Source organism: Streptosporangium saharense, from assembly GCF_014203715.1.
GTDB classification, from domain to species: domain Bacteria; phylum Actinomycetota; class Actinomycetes; order Streptosporangiales; family Streptosporangiaceae; genus Streptosporangium; species Streptosporangium saharense.
Genome location: NZ_JACHJP010000001.1, coordinates 567,540 through 594,324 on the forward strand (window position 1 = coordinate 567,540; position 26,785 = coordinate 594,324).

General features: G+C 70.6%; 20 protein-coding genes. 10 read left to right on the forward strand and 10 right to left on the reverse strand.

The annotated features are described in order from the left end of the window. Positions 1 to 183: 183 nt before the first annotated feature. Entirely contained in the window at positions 184 to 1,845 is a 1,662-nt protein-coding gene (locus FHS44_RS02895; RefSeq protein WP_312863511.1) for a fibronectin type III domain-containing protein, read from the forward strand. 168 nt (positions 1,846 to 2,013) lie between these two features. Here the strand turns inward: FHS44_RS02895 and FHS44_RS02900 are convergent, their stop codons facing one another. Beyond that, a complete protein-coding gene (locus tag FHS44_RS02900) occupies positions 2,014 to 3,060 on the reverse strand; it encodes a GlxA family transcriptional regulator (protein WP_312863512.1) in 1,047 nt (348 codons plus the stop codon). A 42-nt stretch (positions 3,061 to 3,102) separates the two neighbouring features. On the opposite strand from FHS44_RS02900, the gene FHS44_RS02905 reads away from it, so the two are divergent. Further along, positions 3,103 to 3,792, forward strand: a complete 690-nt coding sequence (locus tag FHS44_RS02905; RefSeq protein ID WP_184712288.1) for a DJ-1/PfpI family protein — start codon at positions 3,103 to 3,105, stop codon at positions 3,790 to 3,792. A 40-nt stretch (positions 3,793 to 3,832) separates the two neighbouring features. On the opposite strand, the gene FHS44_RS02910 is transcribed toward FHS44_RS02905, so the two are convergent. The 5 genes from FHS44_RS02910 to FHS44_RS02930 all read right to left on the reverse strand — a co-directional run bounded on the left by FHS44_RS02910 (position 3,833) and on the right by FHS44_RS02930 (position 9,741). Continuing rightward, entirely contained in the window at positions 3,833 to 5,695 is a 1,863-nt protein-coding gene (locus tag FHS44_RS02910) for a siderophore-interacting protein (RefSeq protein WP_184712289.1), read from the reverse strand. Between the two features lie 155 nt (positions 5,696 to 5,850). After that, positions 5,851 to 6,864: an ABC transporter substrate-binding protein gene (locus tag FHS44_RS02915; RefSeq protein WP_184712290.1), complete on the reverse strand. Its 1,014-nt coding sequence runs from the start codon at positions 6,862 to 6,864 to the stop codon at positions 5,851 to 5,853. Continuing rightward, on the reverse strand, positions 6,861 to 7,652 hold the full coding sequence (locus FHS44_RS02920) for an ABC transporter ATP-binding protein (protein WP_184712291.1): 792 nt from the start codon (positions 7,650 to 7,652) through the stop codon (positions 6,861 to 6,863). Before FHS44_RS02920 ends, FHS44_RS02915 begins: the two co-directional genes overlap by 4 nt. After that, positions 7,649 to 8,707, reverse strand: a complete 1,059-nt coding sequence (locus tag FHS44_RS02925) for a FecCD family ABC transporter permease (RefSeq protein ID WP_184712292.1) — start codon at positions 8,705 to 8,707, stop codon at positions 7,649 to 7,651. The genes FHS44_RS02920 and FHS44_RS02925 overlap by 4 nt, the downstream gene beginning before the upstream one ends. Beyond that, positions 8,704 to 9,741, reverse strand: coding sequence for a FecCD family ABC transporter permease (locus tag FHS44_RS02930; protein WP_184712293.1), 1,038 nt, complete (start codon positions 9,739 to 9,741; stop codon positions 8,704 to 8,706). The genes FHS44_RS02925 and FHS44_RS02930 overlap by 4 nt, the downstream gene beginning before the upstream one ends. Positions 9,742 to 9,871: 130 nt before the next feature. Between FHS44_RS02930 and FHS44_RS02935 the strand changes: the two genes are divergently transcribed. The 6 genes from FHS44_RS02935 to FHS44_RS02960 all read left to right on the forward strand — a co-directional run bounded on the left by FHS44_RS02935 (position 9,872) and on the right by FHS44_RS02960 (position 15,229). Next, positions 9,872 to 10,600: a helix-turn-helix transcriptional regulator gene (locus FHS44_RS02935; protein ID WP_184712294.1), complete on the forward strand. Its 729-nt coding sequence runs from the start codon at positions 9,872 to 9,874 to the stop codon at positions 10,598 to 10,600. A gap of 205 nt (positions 10,601 to 10,805) precedes the next feature. Continuing rightward, on the forward strand, positions 10,806 to 11,828 hold the full coding sequence (locus tag FHS44_RS02940; RefSeq protein WP_184712295.1) for an ABC transporter substrate-binding protein: 1,023 nt from the start codon (positions 10,806 to 10,808) through the stop codon (positions 11,826 to 11,828). 13 nt (positions 11,829 to 11,841) lie between these two features. After that, positions 11,842 to 12,858, forward strand: coding sequence for a FecCD family ABC transporter permease (locus tag FHS44_RS02945; RefSeq protein ID WP_312863513.1), 1,017 nt, complete (start codon positions 11,842 to 11,844; stop codon positions 12,856 to 12,858). After that, positions 12,855 to 13,916 carry a FecCD family ABC transporter permease gene (locus tag FHS44_RS02950; protein ID WP_184712296.1) on the forward strand — a complete coding sequence of 354 codons (1,062 nt, stop codon included), beginning with the start codon at positions 12,855 to 12,857 and terminating at the stop codon, positions 13,914 to 13,916. The genes FHS44_RS02945 and FHS44_RS02950 overlap by 4 nt, the downstream gene beginning before the upstream one ends. 36 nt (positions 13,917 to 13,952) lie before the next feature. Further along, positions 13,953 to 14,741 carry an alpha/beta fold hydrolase gene (locus FHS44_RS02955; protein ID WP_246435057.1) on the forward strand — a complete coding sequence of 263 codons (789 nt, stop codon included), beginning with the start codon at positions 13,953 to 13,955 and terminating at the stop codon, positions 14,739 to 14,741. Next, positions 14,738 to 15,229: a GbsR/MarR family transcriptional regulator gene (locus tag FHS44_RS02960; protein WP_184712298.1), complete on the forward strand. Its 492-nt coding sequence runs from the start codon at positions 14,738 to 14,740 to the stop codon at positions 15,227 to 15,229. The genes FHS44_RS02955 and FHS44_RS02960 overlap by 4 nt, the downstream gene beginning before the upstream one ends. A gap of 14 nt (positions 15,230 to 15,243) precedes the next feature. Here FHS44_RS02960 and FHS44_RS02965 read toward each other — a convergent pair whose 3' ends face one another. Beyond that, positions 15,244 to 15,879: a TetR/AcrR family transcriptional regulator gene (locus FHS44_RS02965; protein ID WP_184712299.1), complete on the reverse strand. Its 636-nt coding sequence runs from the start codon at positions 15,877 to 15,879 to the stop codon at positions 15,244 to 15,246. A gap of 94 nt (positions 15,880 to 15,973) precedes the next feature. On the opposite strand from FHS44_RS02965, the gene mca reads away from it, so the two are divergent. Next, positions 15,974 to 16,870, forward strand: coding sequence for a mycothiol conjugate amidase Mca (gene mca / locus FHS44_RS02970; protein WP_246435058.1), 897 nt, complete (start codon positions 15,974 to 15,976; stop codon positions 16,868 to 16,870). 234 nt (positions 16,871 to 17,104) lie between these two features. On the opposite strand, the gene FHS44_RS02975 is transcribed toward mca, so the two are convergent. The 3 genes from FHS44_RS02975 to FHS44_RS02985 all read right to left on the reverse strand — a co-directional run bounded on the left by FHS44_RS02975 (position 17,105) and on the right by FHS44_RS02985 (position 21,641). Then, the gene (locus FHS44_RS02975; RefSeq protein ID WP_184712300.1) at positions 17,105 to 17,827 is read right to left on the reverse strand and encodes a PaeR7I family type II restriction endonuclease; all 723 of its coding nucleotides are present in this window, start codon (positions 17,825 to 17,827) and stop codon (positions 17,105 to 17,107) included. 15 nt (positions 17,828 to 17,842) lie between these two features. After that, positions 17,843 to 19,486: an Eco57I restriction-modification methylase domain-containing protein gene (locus FHS44_RS02980; protein ID WP_184713410.1), complete on the reverse strand. Its 1,644-nt coding sequence runs from the start codon at positions 19,484 to 19,486 to the stop codon at positions 17,843 to 17,845. 190 nt (positions 19,487 to 19,676) lie between these two features. Further along, positions 19,677 to 21,641, reverse strand: a complete 1,965-nt coding sequence (locus FHS44_RS02985) for a multicopper oxidase domain-containing protein (RefSeq protein ID WP_184712301.1) — start codon at positions 21,639 to 21,641, stop codon at positions 19,677 to 19,679. Between the two features lie 459 nt (positions 21,642 to 22,100). Here FHS44_RS02985 and FHS44_RS02990 point away from each other — a divergent pair, with 459 nt between their 5' ends. Beyond that, positions 22,101 to 26,777, forward strand: coding sequence for a non-ribosomal peptide synthetase (locus FHS44_RS02990; protein ID WP_184712302.1), 4,677 nt, complete (start codon positions 22,101 to 22,103; stop codon positions 26,775 to 26,777). The last annotated feature ends 8 nt before the right edge of the window (positions 26,778 to 26,785 follow it).

Here is a 26,785-nt window from a genome sequence, read left to right on the forward strand (position 1 = left end):
GATCGCTTCAGTGCGTGCACGGAACGCGGCCCTGTCTCGCTCCACATGCCGGCCAGGCAGTGCCGACGTGACATCTCGGTACGGCCCGCCCGGTGGAAGACGCACTCCGGCCCGTGGCCGTCCCCGCTCGTGCGGGACAGCGGCGGGCATGCCAGAACACCCCCCATCCTCTGGAAGTGTGACGTGAGATTTCGTGTCCTCATCCTCGCGCTCTTAGCCGTCGCCATGACGGGCTTGGGCGCTCCCGCGCTGGCGGACGTCGGCGCGGCGCAGACGAGCATCCAGGCCGTCGCGGCGGCCTGGGCTCCCTACACGTCCTACGCGACGGGCGCCGTGGTCACCCACAACGGTGTCGACTACCAGTGCCTGCAGGGCCACACCTCGCTGCCCGGCTGGGAGCCCGACCGGGTCCCGGCCCTGTGGAAGGTCAGCACGGGCGGTCCCAGCGACCCGACGCCGCCCTCGACCCCGGGCAACCTGCGGGTCACCGGCACCTCGGCGAACAGTGTCTCCCTGGCCTGGGACGCCTCGACCGACAACGTCGGCGTGACCGGCTACGAGGTCTACCGCGGCGGCACCCTGGTGACCACCGTGACCGGCACCAGCCACACCGACTCGGGCCTGACCGCCTCGACGACCTACACCTACACCGTGCGCGCCCGTGACGGCGCGGGCAACCGCTCGCCGGAGAGCTCCCCGGTCAGCGCGACCACGCAGGGCGGCAACGGCGCCCCCGGTCAGCCCGGTACGGCCTCGGCGACCACCACCAACAGCAGCATCACCCTCACCTGGGGCGCGTCGAGCGGCACCGTGACCGGCTACCGCGTCTACGAGGGCACCACCCAGAAGGCGCAGGTCACCGCGACCACCGCGACCATCTCGGGTCTGGGCACCTGCGAGGCGCACAGCTACACGATCAAGGCCTACAACTCCGTCGGCGAGTCGGCGGGCCGCGACGTGAGCGCCACCACCAGCGGCTGCACCAACCCCAACCCCGGCAAGCTGCCCGGCGCGCCGTACCTCTACATGGGCTGGGGCAACCCGCCCAACCCCGGCACCGTGATGGACGCGACCGGCGTCAAGGCCTTCACGATGGCCTTCATCCTCGCGCAGAACGGCTGCAACCCGGCCTGGGACGGCCAGCGTCCGCTGACCGGCGGCTCCGACGCCTCGGCGATCAACACGATCAAGTCCAAGGGCGGCAGCGTCGAGATCTCCTTCGGCGGCTGGAGCGGCAACAAGCTCGGCCCGAACTGCTCCACCCCCGAGGCCTTCGCCGGTGCGGTGCAGAAGGTCATCGACGCCCTCGGCCCCGCGGCCGTCGACTTCGACATCGAGAACACCGACGAGTTCGAGAACTACACGGTCCAGGACCGCATCCTCAACGGTCTGAAGATCGTCCGGCAGAAGAACCCGAACGTGAAGATCGTCGTCACCATCCCGACGTTCAAGACCGCGCTGAGCGCGGCCGGCGTCCGGCTGGTCAACCAGGCCAAGGCCCTGGGCTCGCCGATCGACAACTTCACGATCATGCCGTTCAACTTCAGCGGCACCGACATGTACCAGGACACCGTCAACTCCTCCGAGGGCCTCAAGAGCGCGCTGAAGAGCGCCTACGGCTGGAGCGACGCCGACGCCTATGCGCACATGGGCATCTCCGGCATGAACGGCAAGTCCGACCAGGGCGAGACCACCAGCCCGGCCCAGTGGACCCAGATCCGTGACTGGGCCAAGTCCAAGGGCCTGACCCGGTTCAGCTTCTGGGCGGTCAACCGTGACCGTGTCAACGGCGGCGGCGTTCCGCAGGCCGAGTGGGAGTTCACCAGGATCACCGCGGGCTTCTGACCTCTCTGACCTGGTCTGACCAGTGATCTGAGCGGAAGCGGGGAAGGGGACGGGGCGCCACCCGTCCCCTTTCTCGCTTTTTATTTAGCTTTTTGTGGATTTATCCGGATTTGTCGGGTGGCTTCTGGGACGTCTCCCGGACATTCCCGGGACGCCCAGGACGTCCGCTCAGACGTCCTGAACGTTCCGGTTTTCCCGGCGGGCGGTCTCGTGGAAGCGGAAGGCCGCGCGGTAGGCGCTGGGGCTGACGCCGGACCGCTGGGCGAAACGGGCGCGGAAGGTCGCGGGCGAGCCGAAGCCGCAGCGCTCCGCCACCCGCTCGACCGGCAGGTTCGTGCTCTCCAGCAGCTCACGCGCCCGATCGACCCTGGCCCGCAGCAGCCAGCGCAGCGGGGTGGTCCCCACCTGGTCCTGGAAGCGGCGGTTGAGGTTGCGGACGCTGGTGTTCGCCCGGCGGGCGATGTCGGCGAGCGTCAGCGGCCGGTGCAGGTGCTCGCGCATCCAGCCCAGTGTCGGCCCCAGGTCGGTCTCGCCGGGCCCGGGTGGCGGATGCCGTACGAACTGGGCCTGCCCTCCCTCGCGCTCCGGGGCCATGACGACGCCCCTGGCGACGTCCGCGGCGACCGCGGGGCCGTGGTCGCTCCGCACCACGTGCACGCACAGGTCGAGCCCGGCCGCGACCCCCGCCGAGGTGAGGACCTGCCCGGCGTCGACGTAGAGGGCCTTCGGCTCGACCTCGACGAGGGGGCGGGCGCGGGCCAGCTCCCCGGTCATCCGCCAGTGCGTGGTGGCCCTGCGACCGTCGAGCAGCCCGGCCCTGGCGAGCACGAACGCGCCGGTGCAGATGGACAGGACCCGGGCGCCGTGCCGCACCGCCGTACGGAGAAGATCAAGCACTTCCGGCGCCACCTCGGGGGCGTCACGGGCCAGGCCGGGCACCACGATCGTGTCCGCGCGGGCGGCGTCGCGCAGCGGGTGTTCCGGGCGCAGGCGGAAGCACGCGGTGCCGACGGCCGTGGCCATCACGTCGTCGGGCCCGCAGACCATGACCCGGTAGAGGGGAGTCCCGTCGGGCGCGTACGCGCTGGAGAACACCTGACAGGGCACCCCCAGGTCGAACGCCACAACCCCGGGAAACGCCAACACGGCGACGGTCCGCACAGTGGGTACGGCGGGGGCAGACACGGCCAGAACCTGGCGCACGACGGCACTCACGCCGCTGGTCCGTCCCAGCTCTCGCGCACAGACTCGTGATCCATGGAACGCAGAACCCTTCTCCAGAGCGCCGCCGCGCTCGTCCCGACCGCCATGACCGGCGGTGGAAGCCACGTGTCCCTGCGGCGGGTGCACATCGTGCTCTTCGACGGTGTCGAGGAGCTCGACTTCGCCGCGCCGCTGGAGACGCTGGACATCGCGAGCAAGTTCGGCGCGCCGATCGAGACGACGCTCGTCACCTGCGAGGGGCCGAGGACTGTCGTCGCGAGCTGCGGCACCAGGATCGAGGTCCGCGCCCCCTGGCAGCCGGAGAGCGCGGACGTGATCCTGGTGCCCGGCGGCGACGTGCTCGACCCCGAACGGCCGGGCGTGGCCAGGGAGATCAGGCGGGGCGTGATCCCCGCCGCGCTGCGGGCCGCCCGGCGCCGACGCCCGGTCATGGCCTCGGTCTGCACCGGAGCGCTGCTGCTCGGGGCGGCGGGCCTGGTCAGGGGACGGCCCTGCACGACCCACCGGATGAGCAGGGACAAACTCGCCGAACAGGGCGGCAAGGTCGTCGACGCCCGGGTGGTCGACGACGGCGACCTCGTGACGTCGGCCGGGGTCACCAGCGGCCTCGAACTGGCCCTGTGGCTCGTCCAGCGCGGCCACGGCATCGACCTCTCCCTCGACGTCGAACGTGTCCTTGAGTACGAACGCCGGGGCGCCGTCTACCGAACCGGCCAGGGGTGAGCCGGGGGACCCTCGGATCCCCCGGCGTGGAGTACGAGCCTCAGCGGGCGGCCTCGAAGACCCAGAGGCGGTGGTCCCAGCCGATGTCCTTGGACTGGCGCGTCCGCAGCCCGGCCTGGGAGGCGAGCTTCTCGACCTGCTCGGCGGAGCGCAGCCCCGAACCGAAGGCGCACTTGAGCCGCAGGTGCTGGAGCGCGTCCTCGGGGTCGTCGAAGCTGCCCGGCATGCACGGCTCGACCAGGACCAGGTCGGCGCCGTCGGGCAGGCCGTTGGCGGTCTCGGCGAGCACCTGCACGGCGTCGTCGTCGGGCAGCCAGTTCAGCAGGTGCGCCAGCAGGTAGGTGCCGTCCCCGCCGGGCGGCACCGCGCTCGCGGAGGGGAGAAGCTCGACCTTCGGCAGCACGTCGGTGTCGAGGACGCTGTCCCTGAGCACGCCGAGCGCGGACGGCAGGGCCGCGATCCGCACCTTCAGCGCGGGGAAGGCCTTGACCAGGGAGTTGACGATGCTGCCCGCCCCGCTGCCGCCCGTGGTGAGCGAGGTCGCCGCGCTCCAGTCGTAGGCGCCGACGACGCCGGGCGCGACCCACAGCGCGGTCTCCTCGACGACGGAGCGGGCCGAGCCGCCCAGTGCCTCGTCGGTCCGTACGGCGGCGCCCAGCGTCTCCCCGGCGAAGGTGCGGTAACCGGCCTGGCCGGTGCGGAGCGTGTGCACCAGCCCGGACAGCGACAGGTCGAGGGCCGCGTGCGCCCCGCCCAGGTGGTACTCCTCGGCGGAGTGGTCATCCTCGACCAGCTCGTCACTGATGGGCGTGAGCCGGTAGCCGCCGTCCTCGTCGAGGCCGAACACCTCCAGCGACACCAGGTAGGACATCAGCACACCCAGGGTCTCCGGGTCGGCCGAGGCGCGCCGGGCGAGCTCGGGCAGGTCACGCACCCCGGCGTTGACCAGGTCCACCAGGCCGAGCGTGATCGCGGCCCTGATGGCGAAGCCGGGCGCCAGGTCGGTCAGCTCGTGCAGCCGCTCGTGGGCGTCGTCCTCGTCCTCCTCGTGGACCTCCGCGTCCGGCGAGTCGGCGTTCGCGGGGGCGTGCGAGGTCTCGGTGCGCCGCCAGTAGCCGGTGAGGTGCATCCACTCGCGGGGCACCTGCCGCTCGTTGACGAGGTGGCGCCGGACGCCCTTGAGGGCGATCGTCTCCCCGGCCGCCCAGACGAACACGGTTCCGGGCAGCCACTCCAGGTCTCGTACGGCGCGCTCAAGCAGGTCGGTCGTGCCCGCCGGGGCGCCGTCGCGCGACAGCCAGATGATGTCCGCTTCGGCCCTGGTCGGCAGTTCCTGCTGGTGAGAGGGGTTTCCGATCTCGATGAGGACCTTGGCCCTGGTGCCCTCGGGCATCTCCTCAAGCCAGCGTCCGATGGCGGGCAGCGCGGTCTCGTCGCCGATGACCAGGATCCAGTCGGCCCCCTCGGGGTGACCGTGGGACATCTTCGGCCCGGCGATCCAGGCGCTCTGCCCGGGGCTCGCCTGCTCGGCCCAGGACGAGGCCACGCCACCGTCGTGCCGTACGAAATCGAAGTCGATCTCACCGGCCTCGGGGTCGAAGCGGCGCGGGGTGTAGTCCTTGGCGAGCGGACGCTGGCCGACCGGCCAGTCGAGGCTGCTGACGTTCTGCCTGGGCAGCACGGGCGGCTCGTCCCCGACGCCGAAGAAGAACTTCACGTGGTCGTCGAAGCCGTCGGAACGCAGTCCGGGCAGGTCGAGCCCGTCGCGGGTGAAGGCGCGCAACTGTTCGCCGCCGAGGGTGACACGCCGCATCCCCGGCGTGACGTCCGAGACACGCAGGACGGTCAGCTCTCTCAGCACGATGGGAAAGGTGACGACCGCACGGGGGTTGCGGGTGGGCATCTGCGCTTCTCCTTAGTAGAGGGCGTGCCGGGTCTGTTTCCTGGGGTCCTCGAAGGTGACGAGGGTCCCAGGAAACAGACCTTAGGACGATCCGGGCGAGACGGATCCAACCGGGTGGTCAACCCGTGTATCCGACTGGGCCATCGAAAGGCCACTCAGGCCCCGGCGACAGCCTTGGCGAGGATCGGGGTGAGCTGCTCGACGACCCACGACGAGCTGAGCGCGTCGGGGTAGGCGATCGAGGAGGACAGGGTGTTCTCCGAGGGCACCACCGCGAAGTGCTTGTTCTTCACCGCGCCGAGCGACTGGAAGAGCTTGTTGCTCTCCAGCTCGGAGAGGCTGAGCAGGCCCTCGTCGCCGAACGGGAAGGTGATCAGGAGGACGTCGGCGTCGAGCTGGTCGAGATTCTCCAGGCTGACGCTGTTCTTGTCCGCCGAGTAGTCCTTCGCCCTGTCGGTCTTGCGCAGGCCGAGGTCCTCGAACACGCCGGGGTCCTGGTCACCGTACGACATGAAGGTGACCTGCTCGGGGTGGATGACGGCGTAGGTGTAGGTCTTGCCCTTGAAGGCGGGGTTGGCCGCGGCGGCGTCCGCGATCGTCTTGCGGTTGGCGGCGATCACCTCGTCGGCCTTGGCGCTCAGCCCCAGCGCCTTGGCGGCCGTCTTCAGCCGCTCCTGCCAGGGCAGGGTGTCGGCGTCCTCCTTCTTGGCGAAGGTCACGATCGGGGCGACCGGGGCGAGCTTGGCGTAGCTGGTGTCCATCTGCCAGTTGTTGACGGCGAGGATGACGTCGGGCGCCTCCGCGGCGATGGCCTCGTAGTCGACGCCGTCGGTGTCGTCGTAGGTCTTCAGCTCGGTCACGCCGAGCTTGTCCATGGCCCGCTTCTTGTACTCGGCGGGCGGGTCCCCGTCCTCGACGTCGGGGACGATCACCGGGACCAGGCCGAGTGCCAGCGCGATGCTGGTGTCACCGTCGGAGACCGTGGCCACCCGCACCGGCTTCTTCTCGATGGTCGCCTTGCCCCACGCGTTGGTGAGGGTCATGGGGAACTCGGCGGAGGCGGCCGGTGCGGAGGGGTCGGCCGCGGCCTTCTCCACGGGGTCGTTCTGCGCGCCACAGGCGGTGACCAGCCCGACGCAGACGAGGGCCGCCACGAACATTTTTCTCATACGTTTTTCCTTGAGAGTGGGAAGAGTTGCGGTGCGCCGGTTATGGGATGGGGGACGACCACGCATTTCAGGCCGAAGACCTCGGCGATGGTCTCCTCGGTGATCACCTGCTCGGGGGAGCCCTGGTGGATGATCTTTCCGTCCCGCATGGCGATGACGGTCGAGGCGTACAGCGCGGCCTGGTTGAGGTCGTGGGAGACCAGGACGATGGTCTTGCCGGTCCGTTCGTTGAGTTCGGCCAGCAGGTCCATCACCTCGATCTGGTGGGCGATGTCCAGGTAGGTGGTCGGCTCGTCGAGCAGCAGCGTGGGGGTGTCCTGGGCCAGCGCGAGCGCGATCCACACGCGTTGCCGCTGGCCGCCCGAGAGCTGGTCGACCGGCCTGTCGATCAGCTCGGCGGTGCCGGTGGCCAGCAGCGCGTCCGCGATGGCCACCTCGTCCGCCGCCGTACGGCGCTGCCCGAACCGCCGGTGCGGATGGCGTCCCCGCCAGACCAGGCCGCCGACGGTGATGCTCTCCGGGGCGATCGGGGACTGCGGCAGGATGCCGAGTTTGCGGGCCACCTGTTTGGTGGGCATCGCGTGGATGTCCGCGCCGTCGAGCAGCACCGAACCCGAGGCGAGCGGCAGCAGCCGGGCGACCGACTTGAGCAGCGTGGACTTGCCGCAGGCGTTCGGGCCGACCAGGGCGGTGATCTCCCCGGCCGGGATGCCGACGGACAGCCCGTCGATGATCAACGCCTTGCCGTACCCGCTGCTCAGCAGGCGCGCTTCGAGGTGGTGTGTCATGAGGTTGCTCCCGCTCCGCGCCGGAGGACCAGCCAGAAGAAGTAGGGCGCGCCCAGCAGCGCGGTGAGGACCCCGGTCGGCACCGGGCTGATGAGCGGCGCGTGCTGGGCCAGCAGGTCGGCGCCCAGGACGATGACCGCGCCGACGAATGCCGACAGGCCGAGCGCGTGCTCCCCGCCGACGAGCCGGGCCGAGATGGGGCCGCTGATCAGCGCCACGAAGCCGATCGGCCCGACGACGCTGGTCGCCAGTGCCGCGGCCGCCGCGCCGAGCAGCAGGGCGCAGACCCGGGTGAACGAGACGGGCAGGCCGAGCCCGGTGGCCAGCTCGTCGCCCAGCGCCAGGCCGCTCAGCCCACGGCCGAGTACGGCCACGCCCACCGCGCAGACCGCCAGCGCGAGGCCGAGGGTCAGCACGCCCTCCCAGGTGGCGTCGTTCACGCTGCCGATCAGCCAGCGCATCGCGGCGGCGATGCTGTGCTGGTCGGCCACGGTGAACAGGTAGTTGGTGTAGGCGCTGCAGACCGCGCTGAGCCCGATGCCGACCAGGACCAGCCGGTAGGTGTCGACGCCCTGCCGCCAGCTCAGCGCGTGGATCGCCGCGACCAGCGCGAACGCCCCGAGGATGGCGGCCAGCGGGACGCCGAAGGGCAGGGTGGGCGCCAGGATGAGGACGGTGGTCGCCCCCGCGCTGCCGCCCGCGGAGATGCCGACGATGTCGGGGGTGGCCAGCGGGTTGCGGATGAGTTTCTGGTAGAGCGCGCCGGACAGGCCGAAGAGGGCGCCGGACAGCAGCGCGGCCAGCGCGCGGGGCAGCCGGTTCTGGAAGACCACGTAGTCGGCGAGGCCGGTGCGCAGCCCGAACGCGGCGGGCAGGATGTCGGCGGCGACGACCCGTCCGCCGCCGAGGAAGAGGGAGGTGGCCAGCAGCCCGGCCAGCAGGACGCAGCAGGTCGCGAGCACGACCGCGAGCCGTCTCACCTGGACGTTTCTGGTACGGCGCAGCGCGCGGACAGTGTCCGCCTGGGTCGTCGGCACGGTGAGTGAGTTCGTCACACCCGCACCAGGTTCCTGCGGCGGGCCAGCCACACGAAGAACGGCGTGCCGATGATCGCGGTCATGATCGCGACCTGGATCTCGCCGTGTTCGAGGATCAGGCGTCCCGCCGTGTCCGCGCCGACGAGGAGGATCGCCCCGCAGAGCATGGACAGCGGCAGCGACCAGCGGTGGTCGGCGCCGACCAGCATCCTGGCGCAGTGCGCGGCGACCAGTCCGACGAAGGCGACCGGGCCGACCGCGGCGGTCGCCGCCGCGCACAGCAGCACGGCCGCGCCCGCGCCGAGCAGCCGCGCCCGGTTGACCCTGACGCCCAGTCCGGCCGCGGCCTCGTCGCCCATGCTGAGGACGTTGAGCGTACGGCCGAGCGGCAGGGCGAGCAGCAGTCCGGCGGCCATGAACGGCAGGGCCTCGCCGAGGACCTTGGCGCGTCCGGTGAGCTGTCCGACCGACCAGAACCTCAGGTGCGAGTAGACCGCCTCGTCACGGACCACGAGCAGCGTGATGACCGAGGCCATGACGGCGGCCACCGCGACCCCGGCGAGGACCATCCCGATCGTGGTGCTCGCGGCGGCGGCCCGGGTGCCCGTGGCGTAGACCAGGGCGGCGGTCAGTCCCGCCCCGGCCAGCGCCAGCCAGAAGTAGCCGGTCACCCCCCGGATGTCGAGGAACAGGATGCCCAGTACGACGAACATGGCGGCGCCCTGTTCGACGCCGAGGACCCCCGGGTCGGCCAGCGGGTTCATGGTCAGCGCCTGCATGACCATGCCGGAGCCGCCGAGCGCGGCGCCGACGGCGAGGCCGAGCAGGGTCCTGGGGATGCGTTCGGTCCACAGGACGTGGGTGTTGTAGCTGTCCCCGCCCGGGTTGACCAGGATCCTGATGATCTCCAGTGGGGAGATGTCGCGGGCGCCGAGGCCGATGCTCGCGACGGTGACGACGACCAGGGCGAGGATCGCGGCGACGGCGACGGCCGTACCGCGGGTGAGTCCTGTCCTGGGGATCGGCGTCACGGGGACGGGGGGATCAGACATCGGTCATCCTGGCTCCTAACCTGACAAACAGCCGGTTAGGTTACCCTTACCTTATTTGGGTCGATCCAATGTGGAGGGCGGCCGTTCACACTCGGGGACCACGTGCCCCTGATCGTCGGGAGGTCGGACCGTGATCGAAGAGGCAGCCGGGGTGGAGACCCTGGTGGACGACGAGTTCATCGCGGACTGGGGTCACCCGCCGCACGTGCACACCTACCACCAGTTCCTGTTCGTCCCGCTCGGCTGGATCACGGTGACGGCGCAGGGCCAGGAGTACCGCCTGTCGGCGTCGGTGGCCCTGTGGATCCCGGCGGGGATCGTGCACAGCTCCAGGTTCGGCGAGGACTCGATGATCGTCTCCGAGGCGTTCGACGCGGACCGGTACCGCCTGCCGTACACGGAGATGACCAGCGTGAACGTCACCGACGCGCAGCGCAGGCTGCTGCTGAGCAGGACCCGCAGGTCTGTGCTGTCGGACGACGCGTTCGCGTTCGCGTCCCTGTCCGCGGCGACGCGGGCGAGCCTTCCCCTGCCGCAGCCGAGCAGCCCGCTTGCCGTGACCGTCGCCAGGGAACTCGGCCGCAGGCCCGACGATCCGCGTACGGTCACCGAGTGGGCGCTGAGCCTGCACACGAGTTCGACGAGCCTGCGCCGGGCCTTCCGGGCCGAGACGGGGCTGGCCTTCTCCGAGTGGCGGACCCGGCTGCGGCTCAACCACTCCCTCGACCTGTTGCAGCGGGGACACCTGGTCGGCGCGGTAGCCGCCATGGTCGGCTTTAGCAGCGTAAATGGCTACATCATGGCGTTCCGGCGGCATTTCGGACAAACGCCGGGTGCATATGCGAAACGCTCTGCGTAATCAGCAATTGCCTGACGGATCGGCATAAGGGTGGATAAGAAGGCAGAGGGGAGAGTGCGCGGAGAAAGTCTGGAGTTCCAGGAGAAGGTCTCTGGTTATTAGGCTAGCCTTGCCTAACCTAAAGGATCATACTTGTCGTGCCATGCGGTCGAACCCTGATGGGGAAGGAATCATTTTGGCACGTCGTGAACTGTCTGTCGGGATCATGAGAGGTGCGCGGACGGCCGCGCTCGCCGTCGGAGCCGTGGTCCTCGCCTTAACCGCGGCCTGCGGCGCGAGCGGTGGAAGCGCCGCCCCGTCCCAGGCCACCACTGACCCCTCGGCGGGAGCGGGAGGCGCGGGCGCCTTCCCGGTGACGATCCACCACGCCGCGGGAGACACCCGCATCGACAAGGCCCCGGCCCGGGTGGTCGCTCTCAGCACCGGCTGGGTGGACGCGACCCTGGAACTCGGCGTGGTCCCGGTCGCGGCCAACCGGTGGAGCACGACCGAGCCCGTCTTCGCCCCCTGGAACAAGGACCTGCTCAAGGCTCCCGAGACCGCCCCGATCAACACCGTCGCGGACATCTCCGTCGAGGAGATCGCCAAGCTGCGCCCTGACGTCATCTTCGGGTCCTACCAGGTCACCACGAACAAGAACCTCTACGCCGCTCTCAGCCGGATCGCCCCGACCATCGGCATCATCGGCGAGAACAACCAGGACGGCTCCTGGCAGGAGATCCTGCGCACCGTCGGCAAGGTCCTGGGCAAGAGCGCCGAGGCCGAGGCCGCGGTGAGCAAGGGCGAGGCCCAGCTCACCGGAATCACGACCACCTACCCGGCCCTGAAGGGCAAGACGGTCGAGTACGTCGTCCTGCGTCAGCCGGGCACCGTCCAGGCGGGCGCCAAGGCGACCGACCACCTGGTCAGGTTCTTCCAGGCCATGGGCCTCGAACCCGCCCCCGGCCTGGTGAAACTGGAGGAGAAGGGTGGCGAGACCGGCTTCCTCAGCTACGAACAGCTCGACGCGCTCGACGGCGACCTGATGTTCGTCGGCGGCTTCAGCGACGAGGAGATGGCGACCTTCGAGAAGTCGGAGCTGTTCAAGAAGATCCCGACCGTCCGCGACGGCACCTACCTGGTCCTGGACGCCGAGAAGATCGGCGCGATGCGCACCCCGACCGTGCGCAACATCCCCTACCTCATCGAGGCCATGAAACCCGCGCTGGAGAAGGCCGGGAGCAAGTGAAGTCCGAGGTTCGGTGAGCCGGAACCACAGGGGCGGGGCGGCGTGGCGCGGCGCCGCCCTGCTGGTGGCACTGGTCCTCCTCGTCCTGGTGTGCGCGCTCAGCGTGGGGCTCGGGGCGATGGACATGTCACCGGCCAACGTCATCTCGGCGTTCCTTTCGCCCGACGACTCCTACTCCACGCTCATCGTGACGTCCATGCGCGTGCCCAGGACGCTCGTCGGCCTGCTGGCCGGGGCGGCGCTCGGCGCCTCGGGGGCGCTCATGCAGACCATGACCCGCAACCCGCTCGCCGACCCCGGGCTCCTCGGGGTCAACGCGGGCGCCGCGACCGCCGTGGTCTTCGCCGTCGCCTTCCTCGGGATGAGCAGTCTCAGCTCCTACGTGTGGTTCTCCTTCGCCGGGGCGCTGGCCATCTCGCTGCTGGTCTACGCGGTCAGCTCGACCGGGCGCGGCGGGGCCACCCCCGTACGGCTCGCCCTGGCGGGAACCGCCGTCGGCGTCGTGCTGACCTCGATCATCCAGGCCGTCCTGCTGGTCCAGCCGGTCACCTTCGAGCGCTACCGCTTCTGGGCCGTCGGCGCGCTGGCCGGGCGGGACCTGGCCGTCGTGTGGCAGGTGGTGCCCTTCATCGTCGCCGGCCTGGTGCTCGCGCTGTTCCTGGCGCCCTCGCTCAACGCCATGGCCCTAGGGGAGGACAGTGCCCGCGCCCTGGGTGTACGGCTCGGCCGCACCCGGGTGTTCGGGGCCATCGCGATCACGCTGCTGTGCGGCGGGGCCACGGCCGCGGCCGGACCCATCGGGTTCGTCGGCCTGGCCGTACCGCACATGGTGCGTTTCCTCACCGGCCCCGACCAGCGCTGGGTCATCCCCTACAGCATGGTCGTGGCCCCCATCCTGCTGCTGAGCGCCGACATCGCGGGCCGTCTCGTGGCCAGGCCGAGCGAGCTGGAGGTCGGCATCGTCACGGCCTGCCTCGGGGCGCCGGTGTTCATGTGGCTCGTCCGCAGGCGGAAGGTCGCCAAACTGTGAAGGTCTCCTCGCGGCGGCAGCCGTACGGCAGGGCGGTCCGTCTGTTCGGCGACGGGCTGTCGGTGCGTCTCGGCGTCAGGTCGCTGGTCGTGTGCGCGCTCGTCACGGTGGCCGTCGCCCTCCTTGGGCTGACGGCGCTCTCGCTCGGCGACTACCCGATCCCGTTCGCCGACGTGATGGACATCCTGGCCGGGGGCGGCACCGGCGGTGACCGCTTCATCGTCGCCGACCTGCGCCTGCCGCGTGTCGTGTGCGCCCTGCTCATCGGGGCGGCCCTCGGCGTCGCGGGCGCCATCTTCCAGGGCCTGACCCGCAACCCGCTGGCCAGCCCCGACGTCATCGGCTTCACCACCGGGGCGGCCACCGGGGGCATCCTGGCCATCGTGCTGTTCGCCGGGAACTCCTCCCAGGTCGCCGTGGGCGCGCTCGCGGGCGGCGGGCTCGTCTCGGTGATCGTCTACGTGATGTCGTTCCGGCGCGGCATCCAGGGCTACCGGCTGATCCTCATGGGCATCGGCATGACCTCGATCCTGGTCTCCGTCAACAGCTTCATCCTGACCAGGGCCGAGTTCGAGACCGCCGCCAACGCCCAGCGGTGGCTGATCGGCTCGCTGAACGGCTCCGCCTGGGGCGACGTCACGGTCCTGGTCGGCGCGCTGGCCGTCCTGCTGCCCGCCGCGATCCTGATGGGCGACCGGCTGCGGCTGCTCGAACTCGGCGACGAGCACGCGCTCAGCCTGGGCCTGACGGTCGAGCGTTCACGGTTCGCGCTGGTGCTGGTCTCGGTAGCGCTGACCGCGCTGGCCACCGCGGTCGCCGGGCCCATCGCCTTCGTCGCACTGGCCGCGCCGCAGCTCGCCGGACGGCTGACCGGCGCGAGCGGGACGGGCCTGGTGGCCTCGGCGCTGCTCGGTTCGCTGCTGCTGGTGGCGGCCGACCTGGCGGCCCAGCGGGTGATCCCCGGGGTGCAGCTTCCGGTGGGCATCCTGACCGGCGTCATCGGCGGCCTCTACCTCCTGGTCCTCCTGACCGCTCAGTGGCGGGCCAATCACGGGTGAGCCCGCTTTGTTCGCTATATTTAGAAAATGGTGAATATGGCTGACGTGTTCCCCTTCCAGGGCTGCGACCTGCGCTACGGCGACACCGGGGGTGACGGCACGCCACTGGTGTTCTCGCACGGCGCCGGGGCCGACCACGTGATGTTCGACGCGCAACGGGAGCACCTGCGCGCCCAGGGACACCGCGTCATCACCTGGGACATGCGCGGCCACGGCCTCTCGCGTCCGGCCGGTGCCCCGTTCACCGCCGAGCAGGCGGTCGCCGACCTGCGTGCGCTGGTCGAGCACCTGGGGCTGGACCGGCCGGTGCTCGTCGGGCAGTCCCTCGGCGGCAACCTCAGCCAGGCCGTCGTCCGGCGATATCCAGGTCTCGCCCGGGGCCTGGTCGTCATCGGCGCGACGTGGAACACGGCGCCGCTGTCCCTGCGGGAACGCCTGCTCGTGAAGGCCGCCGCGCCGATGCTGGCGACGATCCCGGCCGGGTCCCTTCCCCGGGTGATGGCCGACGCCTCCGCGGTCACCCCCGAGGCGCGGGCGGACGCCCGGCGGGCCTTCGGGCAACTGTCGAAGAAGGAGTTCGTCGAGGTGTGGCGGGCGACCGTCGGGTTCCTCTCCCCGGACCCCGGCTACCGCACCCCGGTGCCGCTGTGCCTGATCCGCGGCGAGCGGGACGGCACCGGCAACATCGCCTCGGCCATGCCCCGCTGGGCCGAGACCGAGGGCGTGAAGGAGATCGTCATCCCCGGCGCCGGTCACATCGCGAACCAGGACAATCCCCGGGCGGTCAACGAGGCTATCGACGCGTTCCTGCGGGAGCGGGTGTGACGGCGGACAGGCGACAGGCGTTCGTCACCTCGGTCGGCGACCTGCTGGCCTCGTGGAACCTCCCGCACGCGACGGGACGCGTCTACGGGCTGCTGCTCCTCGGCGAGGAACCGGTCTCCCTCGACACGATCGCCGCCGAACTCGGGCTGAGCAAGGGCGCGGTGAGCACCGCCGTACGGCAACTGGACTCCTGGGGACTGGCCAGAGTGATCCCGCAGCCCGGCAGCAGACGGCTCCTGGTCGAGGCCACCGGGGGCATCGAGGCGCTCCTTGAGGCCAGCCAGGCACGGGCCAGGACGCTGATCGCCGCCCTGGGCGAGGGCGAGGACCTGGTCGGCCCCGGCCCGGCGCGGGAGCGGCTCCACGATGTGATCGGGTTGTTCGCCGGATATGTCGAGGTGGGCAGCGAACTGCTCGCCAGCCACCGGCGCCGCCGGACCGGCCCTGACCCCGCTCCTCCGTCCGGTACGGCTGGCACCGCGCCCTGACGGCGTGGAGGCCGTCACGATGGCCGTGCGCGCACCGCGTAGTCGGCCAGGGACGGTTCCAGCAGGTCGAAGGCCAGGCGGGAGCTCTCGGCCACGACGGCGGCGATCTCCTTGTGGTCCCTGCCCGCCGCCGTCAGCTCCATGACCTGCTGGAACAGGGCGCGGTGGGTGGCGGCGAGCAGGGCGGCCACGGCCCGGGGCGTGAAGTCGCCGGGAGCGGCGGCCTCGGCGGTGAGCGCTTGGGCGAGGGCGTCCTCGCGTTGTTCGTACAGGTCGCGGAGCCGCGCGGTGAGGGTGGGGCTGTCGGCGATCATGCGGGCGAACCTGGGGCTGGAGAAGCCGAGCAGGGCGTCCCGCCGTTCGAGCGCGGCCAGGAACTCACGGCGCAGGGCGGCCAGCGCCGACTCACCCGGCTCGCGGTCGGCGACGGTGCGCGCCAGCCCGGCCACGAAGACCTCGTGCACGTCGAGAGCCAGGTCTTCCTTGCGCGGAAAGTAGTTGGTGACGGTCATCTTGGCCACCTGGGCGGCGGCCGCGATCTCGGCGATGGTCACCGCCTCGAAGCCGCGATCGAGGAACAGCCGGGTCGCGGTGTCGGAGATGGCCTGGCGGGTCTGCCGCTTCTTGTGCTCGCGGAGGTGGGCGGACATGGCCTCCATCCTTCCATGGGTCCGACCTCGGAACAGGTTTGACACATCTTTATGTCGAACATAAATTTGGGTGCGACCAACCGAAGGGGGAGGCATGAACCCGCGCATCACGCCTGAACGACCGCTGCGACTGATGAGTGTGCACGCCCACCCCGACGACGAGTCGAGCAAGGGCGCCGCGACGCTGGCCAAGTACGCCGCCGAGGGCGTGGACGTGCTGGTGGTCACCTGCACCGGGGGTGAGCGGGGCGACGTGCTCAACCCCGCCATGGACCGGCCCGGCGTGCGCGAGAACCTGCCGGAGATCCGCCGGGCGGAGATGGCCGCCGCCCGGGAGATCCTCGGTGTACGGCACCGCTTCCTCGGCTTCGTCGACTCCGGGCTGCCCGCGAACGGCGAACCGCTGCCCGAGGGCTGCTTCGCCCGCACCCCGCTGGATGAGGCGGCCGGTCGGCTGGCGGCGCTGATCCGTGAGTTCCGCCCGCACGTCGTCGTCACCTACGACGAGACCGGGGGCTACCCGCACCCCGACCACGTCAGGACCCACGAGGTGACGGTCGCCGCCTTCGACGCGGCCGGTGACGGCGGCTTTTCTCCCGAGTCGGGCGAGCCCTGGCGGCCCGCCAAGCTGTACTACCAGGGCGCCCTGTCCAGGGCGTGGTTCCAGGCGATGCACGACGCCATGACCGGACGCGGCCTCGACTCCGGCATGGGCGCCGTCCTGGCCGAGCTGCCCACGGACGACGCCGCGCCGGAGTGCACGACGCGCGTGCCCTGCGCGGAGTACTTCGAGGTCAGGGACCGCGCGCTGCTGGCCCACGCCACCCAGGTCGATCCGCACAGCGGGTTCATGCTGCACGACCGGGACGTCGAACGCGAGGTCTGGCCAACGGAGGACTACCACCTGGCCCGCTCCCACGTCGAGATCACACTCCCGGAGGACGACCTGTTCACCGGCCTCCGGCGCCGCGGCGCCGTACCGGATCGGTGACCGTGGCCGGGAGCGTGCGGGTTGTCTGGGGAGAACCACGAAGGGGCGCATCATCTTGTGGTCCTCGTGGAGGCGTGGCCGTTTCTGGTGCCTGGAACTCAAAACGTCTTTTCCAGGCTCCCGACACGGCCGAGGGAACGACCGTTTTGAGAACTGGCCGCCATGGTTCCGGCTTCACCGGCGCGGTTCACCTCATACCCCTTGAACCAGGAATCGGTTTCAAGGGGGCGTGCCCTATGGTCGAGGAATGCCAAGCTCTTTCAGATAGGTGATCCTGGCGACGATCGCGGCCGCGAAGTGCTTCCAATCGAGACTCTCGACCAACTCGACGGGGCGGGGGTCGTCCGCGGACGATGTTATGTAGCAGACGGCGTCGTAGAGCCCTTCTGACATGAGACGTTCACAGAAAATTGAAAATCGGCGCTGATACGAGGCCCCCTGCCAGACGTCCTCTACCGCGAACTTCCCGTTGGCAGTTCGTACCGGTGAGCGTGAGCCAGGCGCGTCCTGCATGATGAAGAAATAGCCCAACCAGGGCTTCTCGCCCGGGAAGAGACCGGCCAGAGCCGCGCGCCTGAGGTCCACGGCACTACCCAAGGCCTCTTCGACACGATTGTTGTAGTTGTTTCCGAAGGAGGGCCCGCCCAAGGCCTTGAGTTCGAAAGCGGCAACCAGGGTGTCGCCGTGTGCGACCACCACATCCCACTTTTTCTGTGGACGGTAATATCCCGGAAGCTCGAGGCCGGTTGATACGCGGATGTCATCCGGGCCGTACCCGGCTTCGAGAAAGAACTTCGCCAGCAGGGCCGCGATCTCGTCGAAGTGCTTGCCGCCCCGCACGTCCCCCGCGGTTCCAGCGCCAACTGCCCCCTTGATCGCTGACATCTCTCGCTGTGTCTGCTTGGCTCCCCAATACGCTGCGAGCGCATCCTCGAAGTCTTGGCGGGTGACGGTCAAATGTGCCCCTGGTCGCTAATCCGGCAACTCCTCAAGCCCGTAGGCTCGGAGCGCGGCCTCCGTTGCGGCCTGCACGTCACGTCGATCGAAGGCGTCGGCCAGCGCTGTGCGCAACTCTTCACTCATCTCCGCCGGATCGGGGACGCGGATCTTCCGAAGATACTGAGCTTGGAACCTGAGGGTTCCGCCGCGCATCTTCACCGCGTACGCCTCCACGAAGGCTCCGGCGACCTTGGACAGGAGCAGGCCGCCAAGCACGCGCATGTCCCATGAGTTCGACACGATGTAGTACAGGTTGTGGTGAGGATACATCCCACCGCGATCAAGAACAGGATGGATGGCTGACTTCATGTCAGGGAAGAGAAGTTTCTCTTTCGCGACCAGCTTGTGGTCGACCTTGTCGATGGTCTTGTACCAGCGCTCAGGTTGCTTCACCGCCACATAGCGCTTGCGGAGATCGCCCGCGTGCTTGGCGAAGTAGGCTGACAAGCGCGGGTACCGGGAGAGGTTCACGAGTTCGCCGTAGGCTCCCCATGGATTGACCAGGTATGCGCCACCCCAATCGAGTGTGCCGCTGGTCGTGTCACGCACCATGGCGAGCGGGAGAAGGCGATCGCCTTCGACGAGATCCTTCTCGTAGGTGATGAAGACCTTGTCCGCTCCGGTGGCAACGCCGATGCCCACCCGTGTGCCTGTGGTCTCGTCCTCCAGGAGGCGGAAGCGGTCGCTGAGGTCCTCCAGCATGGCAAGGCGTGCGGGGGAGGCGGCAGGCCAAGAGTCCTCATTCGGGAACCAGTGCGGGAGACGAGCCGCGTGATAAGTCTCGTGACCTGCTTGGAACTGCCTGCCCTTGGCCCATGCCACGAAGTCCGCCGCTTCGCGAGCTCCGAAACCCTGGGTGGTGTCCGCGGCGATGGCAGGACCCTGTGAGGCGTTTCGAATGATGGTAATCGCGGGGTATGCGGACACAGGCTCTTGGAAGGCGTCCACGTCGTGCATGCTGAGGACGACTTCCACGCTGTAGCGTCGCGTCACAAGCTGCCGAAGCTTCTGTCCGTATTGATTGCGCATCCAGCGATCCGCGCAGATGAACCCCAGCCGCCCTCCCGGCTTCAGACTACGCAGCCCGATCTCGTAGAAGCCGACGTATACATCCGCCCTTCCGCTCATGGATGGGCACGCGGTGCGGTATGCGGCCATACGAGCGGCCGGCACGTCTTCGAGCCGGATGTATGGAGGATTCCCAACGACGAAGTCAGCAGGTCGCCCGGTATGTAGCGGCTGAAGGAGGTAGTCGCCCTGATTGACCCAAACGCGGACGACCTTCTCGACATCGGCTGACTCCCAGCCATCGGCAACAAGCTGACCGATCAGCAACTCGCGGCTCTGCCGTACGTTCGGGCCGAGAAGGTCAAATGCCTTCACAGCGTTGATCGCCTCGGAGAGAGAACGCCCGTGAGCACGGCAGGAGGCGCTGAGCCGCTCAACGATCGGACCGAGAAATGCCCCGACACCGCAGGCGGGCTCCACGATCCGCATCTCGGCGAGGTCCTGATCAGCCGTGTAGCCAACCAGATCAAGGATGGTCTCGACCACCCAGGGTCGTGTGAAGACCTCACCGTGCTGGACCGCTTCCGCCAGAGCGGGGGACAGGGGCATGGTGTCCGGAAGGAGAAGCTCTTGAGTCGCCACGGGGCGACCATACCCACTGGTTGACCGCTGTGCGGGAGCGTCGCGTCGGCCTGTGGACAAAGTCGGCCGTGCCACAGGGAGGTTGCCGCGCCGCTTTCCGTGATCGGTCCTTGTGCTTCCCCCGCTCGGGGATCAACGCGGGCCTACCGGGTGGCCCTCAGTGACCGTGACCGGGGGCGTGGGGGTCCATGGCCATGATCTGTTTGGGGAGGACCACGAAGGGGCGCATCATCTTGTGGTCCTCGTGTTCGTAGACGTGGCAGTGGTGCATGAACCGGCCTACCGAGCCGGTGAAGCGGCCGACCGTGGTGATCATCTCCTCGAAGCCGAGCGCGATCACGTCCTTCCAGCCGCGCTCCTCCGGCCGTAGCGTGCCGGGGCCGAGGACCTTGATCGGGGTCTCGGTGCCGCCGCCGAGCCGTCCCGAGGGGGTGGTGAAGTAGCGGAAGGTCGAGCCGTCCACGCGGAGCCGTTCCACGGCCTGGAAGGAGAAGCCGTGGGTGTGCATCGGGTGCGGCACCCCGCTGCCTTCGAGGGAGACGAAGCGCCAGGTCTCCCAGTCGCCCTCGTTGACATGGAAGGCGACCGGGTCGGAGTAGTCGCGGGCCAGCCTGCGGTAGGTCGTCACCCTGCCCTGCTGGTCCTCGAACTGGACGATCCCGTCGATCGGCAACGGCCCCGCCGGAGGCTGCTCGACGCGTTCCATCTCCCACAGTTCGGCGTTGATCGGGAAGGCCGGGGTGACCAGGACGAGCCGCTGCGGGTGCTCGGGCAGGGCGGCGGGATCGACCGTCTCGAAGTCACGGCTGATCCTCGCGGGCGGGGTGAAGCGCGGTGGGCGCCGTTCCTCCCGAACCCGGAAGGCGAGCACCTCGGGCACGGGTGAGGCGATGAAGGAGGCGTCCACCCAGCGCAGCGTGCGTCCGCCGAGGCCGGTGAAGTCGACCAGCACGTCCGCCCGCTCCGCAGGGACCGTCAGCACCCAGTCGTCGATCGGCACCGGGGCGGGCAGCAGCCCGGCGTCCGTGCCGATCTGGAAGACCCGCCCGGTGACCGGCTGCCCCTCCTCGTCGACCAGCCGCAGCAGGTAGGGGCGGATGCTCGCGGCGTTGAGGATCCTGAAGCGGTACCACGTCGCCCCGACCTCGGTGTACGGCCAGACCGTGCCGTTGACCAGGGTGTAGGGACCGGTGAAGGAACGCACCACGGTCTCGGCCTGCTGGGGATACTCGGCGATCTTGTGCAGCAGGCGGCCGTTCACCCTGCCGTCCGAGCCGGTGTCGAAGTTGCGGTCGCACAGCACCAGCGGGATCTCGCGGTCCCCGGAGGGGAGGCCGAGGCCGCGTTCCTCGTCGTCGCGGATGAGATACATGCCGGCCGTCAGGCCCGCCATGGTGTTGAAGCGGGTGATGTGCATCGCGTGGTCGTGGTACCACAGGGCCGCCGAGCGCTGGTCGTTGACGTACTCGGTGAGCTGCGCGCCCCCGGGCAGGATCGCGTTCTCCGCCCAGCCGTCGTGGCCGCCGCCGATGTGCGCGCCGTGCAGGTGCACCACGGTCCACGGCGGCAGCGCCGCGACGTCCGCCCTCGGGGTCGCCCCGCTCCTGCCGGGCAGGTCCCACACCGGGGCCGGGCCCGGGGCGTTGGGCAGCTGGACGGCGGTGAGCGGGTAGGCGCCGGTCAGCGCGTTGACCCAGGTGACGCGGAGCCGTTCGCCACGCCGTACCTCGATGGTCGGGCCGGGGAAGTGCCCGTCGTAGGCCCACAGCGGGGTCGGCGGCAGGTCGGCGTGCAGGCGCGCGGTGACGGCGCGCATGGTGACGGTCAGGTGCGACATGCCGCGCTCGCGGACGGGCCGCGCCTTCGGCGGGACGCGCAGCCGGTCGCGGTGCGGGCGAAGCTGCAGGATGTCGGCCCCCGCGGCGGACGTGCTGACGAACACCCTCGCCGCTCCGGGGGCGCGCGGGACCGGCGCGACGGCCCGCGCTCCGGCGAGGGGATGTACGGCGTGCGCCGTGCCGGGGGTGAGTGCCGCGTGCAGGCCGTAGCCTCCGGCGACCCCGACGACGGCGGCGCCGGACAGGAGGGTTCTTCTGGAGATCGAGGGTGTGTCGTCCGGCATTGGGGCGGCTCCCGTCGGAGGGATCAGCGGGCAGACAGACATCGAGCAGACAGCGGGCATCGGTCAGACACGGGCGGCCGCTGGGCGGCAGCGAGCAGCGCGGCCACGGGCGGTCAGCGGCGGGGAGTGAGCGGGGCGGCGGGCACGGGCAGGCACAGGCGGACGGTGGGTGGGCAGGAGGTCGGTGGATGTGGTGTGCGAAGATCGGAGCAGCCTTGAAGTTAGGCTAGGCAAACCTAATAAACAACCCCTGCGGACTCTTGAAATGCCGCAAAAAACACTTACTATCCATCCTGACAATTAACCATCCAGAGTCAGGAAATAGCGCTAAACGCTCTTGTCTGGATGATTAGGTTTGCCTACCCTAACTTAGGGTCGTCCTTGCCGGACGGCCGTGCGACCGCGTGACCACACACCATCCGAGCTGGCCAAACGGTTACAGGAGGCGGGCGACCCCCGATGGCGACAGATCTCGCGCCGACGTCCCACGCGCAACGGGCACTGTGGTTCCTACACCGGTGGGACGGCCCGTCCCCCACCTACAACATGCCCTTCGCGTTACGTCTGACCGGGACGCCCGACGAGACGGCGCTGCGCCTCGCGGTCGCGGACGTGGCCGCGCGGCACGACATCCTGCGCACGGTCCTCGAACCCCTCGACGGCCTGCCGTACCAGCGGGTCGAGCCCGGGTGGACCGGGGACCTCGTCGTCCTCGACGTCGTGGGTCACGACCTGGAGGAGCGGGTCGCACAGCTTGTGGCGAGGCCGTACGACCTGGAGCGGGAGACCCCGTGGGGCGTGTGGCTGCTGCGGGGTGAGCGGGGGTCGCTGCTGCTGTTCGTCCTGCACCACGTGCTCGCCGACCGCTGGTCCTTCACCGTGCTCGCCCGTGACCTGCACGTCGCGTACGGCGCGCGCCTGGCGGGCGGGGCGCCGGTGTGTCCGGAGCCCGCGCCCCGGTACGGCGACTACGCCCGCGAGCAGCACGCCCTGCTCGGCTCCGGGGACGACCCCGGCTCGCCGATGAACCGCCAGATCGAGGAGTGGCGCGCGACCCTGGCCGGGCTGCCGGAGAGCGTCCCGCTGCCCGCCGACGGGCCGCCCGCGCCGGACGACCACACCGGGGCCGAGGTGAGCCTGACCCTGCCCCCGGAGACCGTCCGCCCCCTGGTGGCGCTGGCCAGGAAGGGCAGGGCCAGCCTGTTCATGGTGCTGCAGGCCGCCGTCGCCGCCCTGCTGCACCGGTACGGCGCCGGGGAGGACGTCCCCCTCGGCGTCACCGTCTCCGGTCGCGGCGACCGGCGCTGGGACGACCTGGTCGGACCCCTCGTCAACCCCGTCGTGCTGCGCGTCGACCTGTCCGCCAGGCCGAGCCTGCGCGACCTCGTCGGCCGGGTGCGGGAACGCGGCCTGTGGGCCTACGGCAGGAGCGCGGTCCCCTTCGACCGTCTTGTGGACGGCCTCAACCCGGCCCGCTCACCCGGCCGCAACCCGCTGTTCCAGGTGATGACGCTGTTCGAGCAGGCCGACGAGCGGGCCGTACCGCTCGGTGACCTGCGGGGGGAGGCCGTGCCCGTCTCCACCGCGACCGCGAAGTTCGACCTCACGTTCGTCTTCGTCCACCACGTCGCGGACGGAACCGTGGACGTGGTGCTCAACTACGCCGACGCCATGTTCGGCGCCGCGACCGCGCACGATCTCGTCACCCGGTTCGAGCGTCTGCTGACGGCCGCCGTCGCCGCCCCCGACACGCCCCTCGACCGCCTCGACCTGCTCTCACCCGACGAACACCGTCGTGGCCACGCCCTGGCCCACGGCCCGGAGCGGCCGGTCGAACGGCCTGAGAGCTGGGTGACCCGGCGCTTCACCGAGCTGGCGACCGCCCAGCCGGACCGCCCCGCCGTACTCGCCCAGGACGGAGAACTCACCTACGGCGAGCTGGACCTGTGGTCCAACAGGCTGGCCCGCTATCTGGTGAGCAGGGGAGCGGGGCCGGAGAGCGTCGTCGCGCTGGTGCTGCCCCGGGGCGCGTGGACGCTGGTCGCGGTCCTGGCCACGCTCAAGGCCGGAGCCGCCTTCCTGCCGCTCGACCCCGACCATCCTTCGGCCCGCAACGCCGCCCTGCTGCGGGACGCGGGCGCCCGCCTCGTGCTCACCCAGGGGGGCGGCGTCTCCCTGCCCCCCGAGGTCGAGGCCGTACGGCTCGGCAGACTCGACCTCGTGGCCAGGCTCGCCGCGCTTCCCGGCCACGACCCCGCCCCCGACCTCGCGCCCCCGCACCCCGAGCAGGCCGCCTACGTCATCTACACCTCCGGCTCGACCGGGCGGCCCAAGGGAGTCGTGGTCGGCAGGGCCGCGCTCGCCACCTACCTGGAGTGGGCGGTCCTCCACTACCCCGGTCTCGCCGGGGCGGCGCTGACCCACGCGCCCCTCACCTCCGACCTCAACGTCACCGCCGCCCTCGGCCCCCTGATGGCGGGCGGACACGTGGTCGTCGGCGACTTCACCGACCTCACCGAGCCGGGCCCGTGGCCGGTGACCCCGGTGACGTTCGTCAAGTGCACCCCGAGCCACCTGGCCCTGCTCGACGACGCCCACGGCGAGCGGCTCGCGGCGCTGCGCACACTGGTGGTCGGTGGGGAGGCGCTGAGCGGGGCGCACCTGCGCGCGCTGCGCGGCGCGGGTCACACGCCGGAGGTCGTCAACGAGTACGGCCCGACCGAGGCGACAGTCGGCTGCGTCGTCCACTCCCTGTCCCCGGACGTCCCGGACTCCCCGGTGCCCGTCGGGGCGCCCGCCGACAACTGTGTGGTTCACATCCTCGACCACACGTTGCGTCCCGTTCCGCCCGGTGTGACCGGTGAGCTGTATCTCGGGGGAGTGCAGGTCGCCCGTGGTTACCTCGGACGGCCCGGGGCGACCGCCGCCCGGTTCGTGGCCGACCCCTTCGTCCCCGGCGCCCGCCTGTACCGCACCGGGGACCTGGCCAGGCGACCCGTGGGCGGGCCGATCGAGTATCTCGGGCGGGTGGACGGGCAGCTGAAGGTCCTGGGCAACCGCATAGAACCCGGCGAGGTCGAGGCAGCCCTGGCCAGTCATGAGAACGTCGCCCACGCGGCCGTCGCCGTACATCCGGGTGGGGTTGATGGACGGGAACGGCTCGTCGGATACGTCGTCCCACGCCGCGACAACCACAATCACGGCCGTCACCCCGGTCACGACCTCGATCCCGGTTCCGAGCTTGGCTATGGCCTCGCTCATGGACCCACCCCTGACCATGATTCCGGCCTCGACTCCGGCTCCGACCACCGTTCCGGTCACGGCCTCGATCCCGAGGAGGTCCGTGGGTACGTCGCCCGGTCGCTGCCGCCCGCGTTGGTGCCCGCCGTCGTCGTGGTGCTCGACACGCTGCCCCTCACCCCGGCCGGCAAGGTGGACCGGGCCGCGCTGCCCGCTCCCGTTCCGGCTCCTCGGAGGGGTACGGCGGCGCGCGGGGCGGCGGAGCGGCGGCTGTGCCGGTTGTTCGCCGAGGTGCTCGGCCTGCCCGACGTGGGCGTTGACGAGGGCTTCTTCGCCCTGGGCGGGGACAGTATCGCGGCCATCAGGCTCGTCGGCAGGGCCAGGGCCGAGGGGATGACCTTCACCGCCCGCGACGTCTTCGAACGCCAGAGCGTCCAGGCCCTGCTGCGCGACACCCGGCGGGACGACTCCCGAAGGGCCGCCCCCACGGCCGGGGACGGGTCGGGCGAGGTGCCGGTCACCCCGATCCTCGCCGAACTGCTCACCCGGGTCGCCGGGAGCGGCTCGCTGCGCGGCTACACCCAGGCGCGCCTGGTGTCGCTGCCCAGGGGACTCGGCGCCGACCACCTGACCAGGGCGGTTCAGGCGCTGCTCGACACCCACGACGCCCTGCGCTCCCGGCTGCTGCCCCCCGGCGACGGGCACCGCGAGTGGCGGCACGTGATCAGGCCGAGGGGCCGGGTCCGCGCGAAGGACGTGCTGCGGGCCGTACCCGGAGAGCTCACCGGAGACCTGGAGGCCCGCGTCTCGGCGGCGCTCGACCCCGAGGTGGGGGAGGTGACCGCCTTCGTCAGGTCCGGCGAGGGCACAGGGCGGGACCGGCTGCTGGTCGCCGTGCACCACCTCGCCGTGGACGCCGTCTCCTGGCCCATCCTGCTCGGCGACCTGGCCACCGCCTGCGCCCAGCTCGCCGAACACGGCCAGGACGATGGGGTACGGCTGCCCGCCACCGGGACCTCCCCGCGCGAGTGGGCACGCCACCTGCGGGTGACGGCCACCGGCTCCGCCTGCGAGGAGACCCTCGACCACTGGCGTGGCCTGGCCCGTGACGCGGGCGCGCCGCTCGGCGGACGCCCCCTCGACCCCCGGCGCGACACCATCGCCGCCACCGACTCCCACACCGCCGTCCTGCCCGCCGAGGTGGCCGCGCCCCTGGCCGCCAGAAGCGGCGCCGAGACGCAGGAACTGCTGCTGGCCGCCCTGGCGCTGGCCGTACCCCGATGGTGTCCGCACGACGAGCCGCCGCTCCTGGTCGAGGTCGAGGGGCACGGCAGGGAGGAGGCACTGCTGCCCGGCTGCGACCTGTCCCGCACGGTCGGCTGGCTGACCAGCCAGTATCCCGTCAGCCTCCGCCTCGACGGAACCGCCCCCGACCAGGCGCCGCGCCTGCTCGCCGAACGGCTGCGCGCCACCCCCTTCAGGGGCGTGGAGTACGGCCTGCTGCGCCACCTCAACCCCCGCACCGCGCCCCTGCTGGCCGGGCTGCCCCGCGCGCAGATCGGCTTCAACTACTGGGGCCGGATATCGGGTGGTTCCGACGGGGACTGGCGACCGGTGGAACACGACGCCGTCGTGCGCGGCCACGCCGATCCCGCGCTTCCCGTGCCGCACTGCCTTGAGGTGAACGCCGCCCTGCGCGACGGCCCCTCGGGGGTCGAACTGCGCGTGCAGTGGTCGTGGGTGGAGGGCCCGTTGACCGGTACGGCGGTACGCGCGCTGGCGGACACCTGGGAACAGCAGCTCAGGAGCCTGCTGTGGCCGTCCCCCGTCTCCCTCCTCGACGACCTCGACCAGGACGAACTGGAGTCACTCCAGCGTGAATGGAGGCAGGCGTGAGCGCCCCG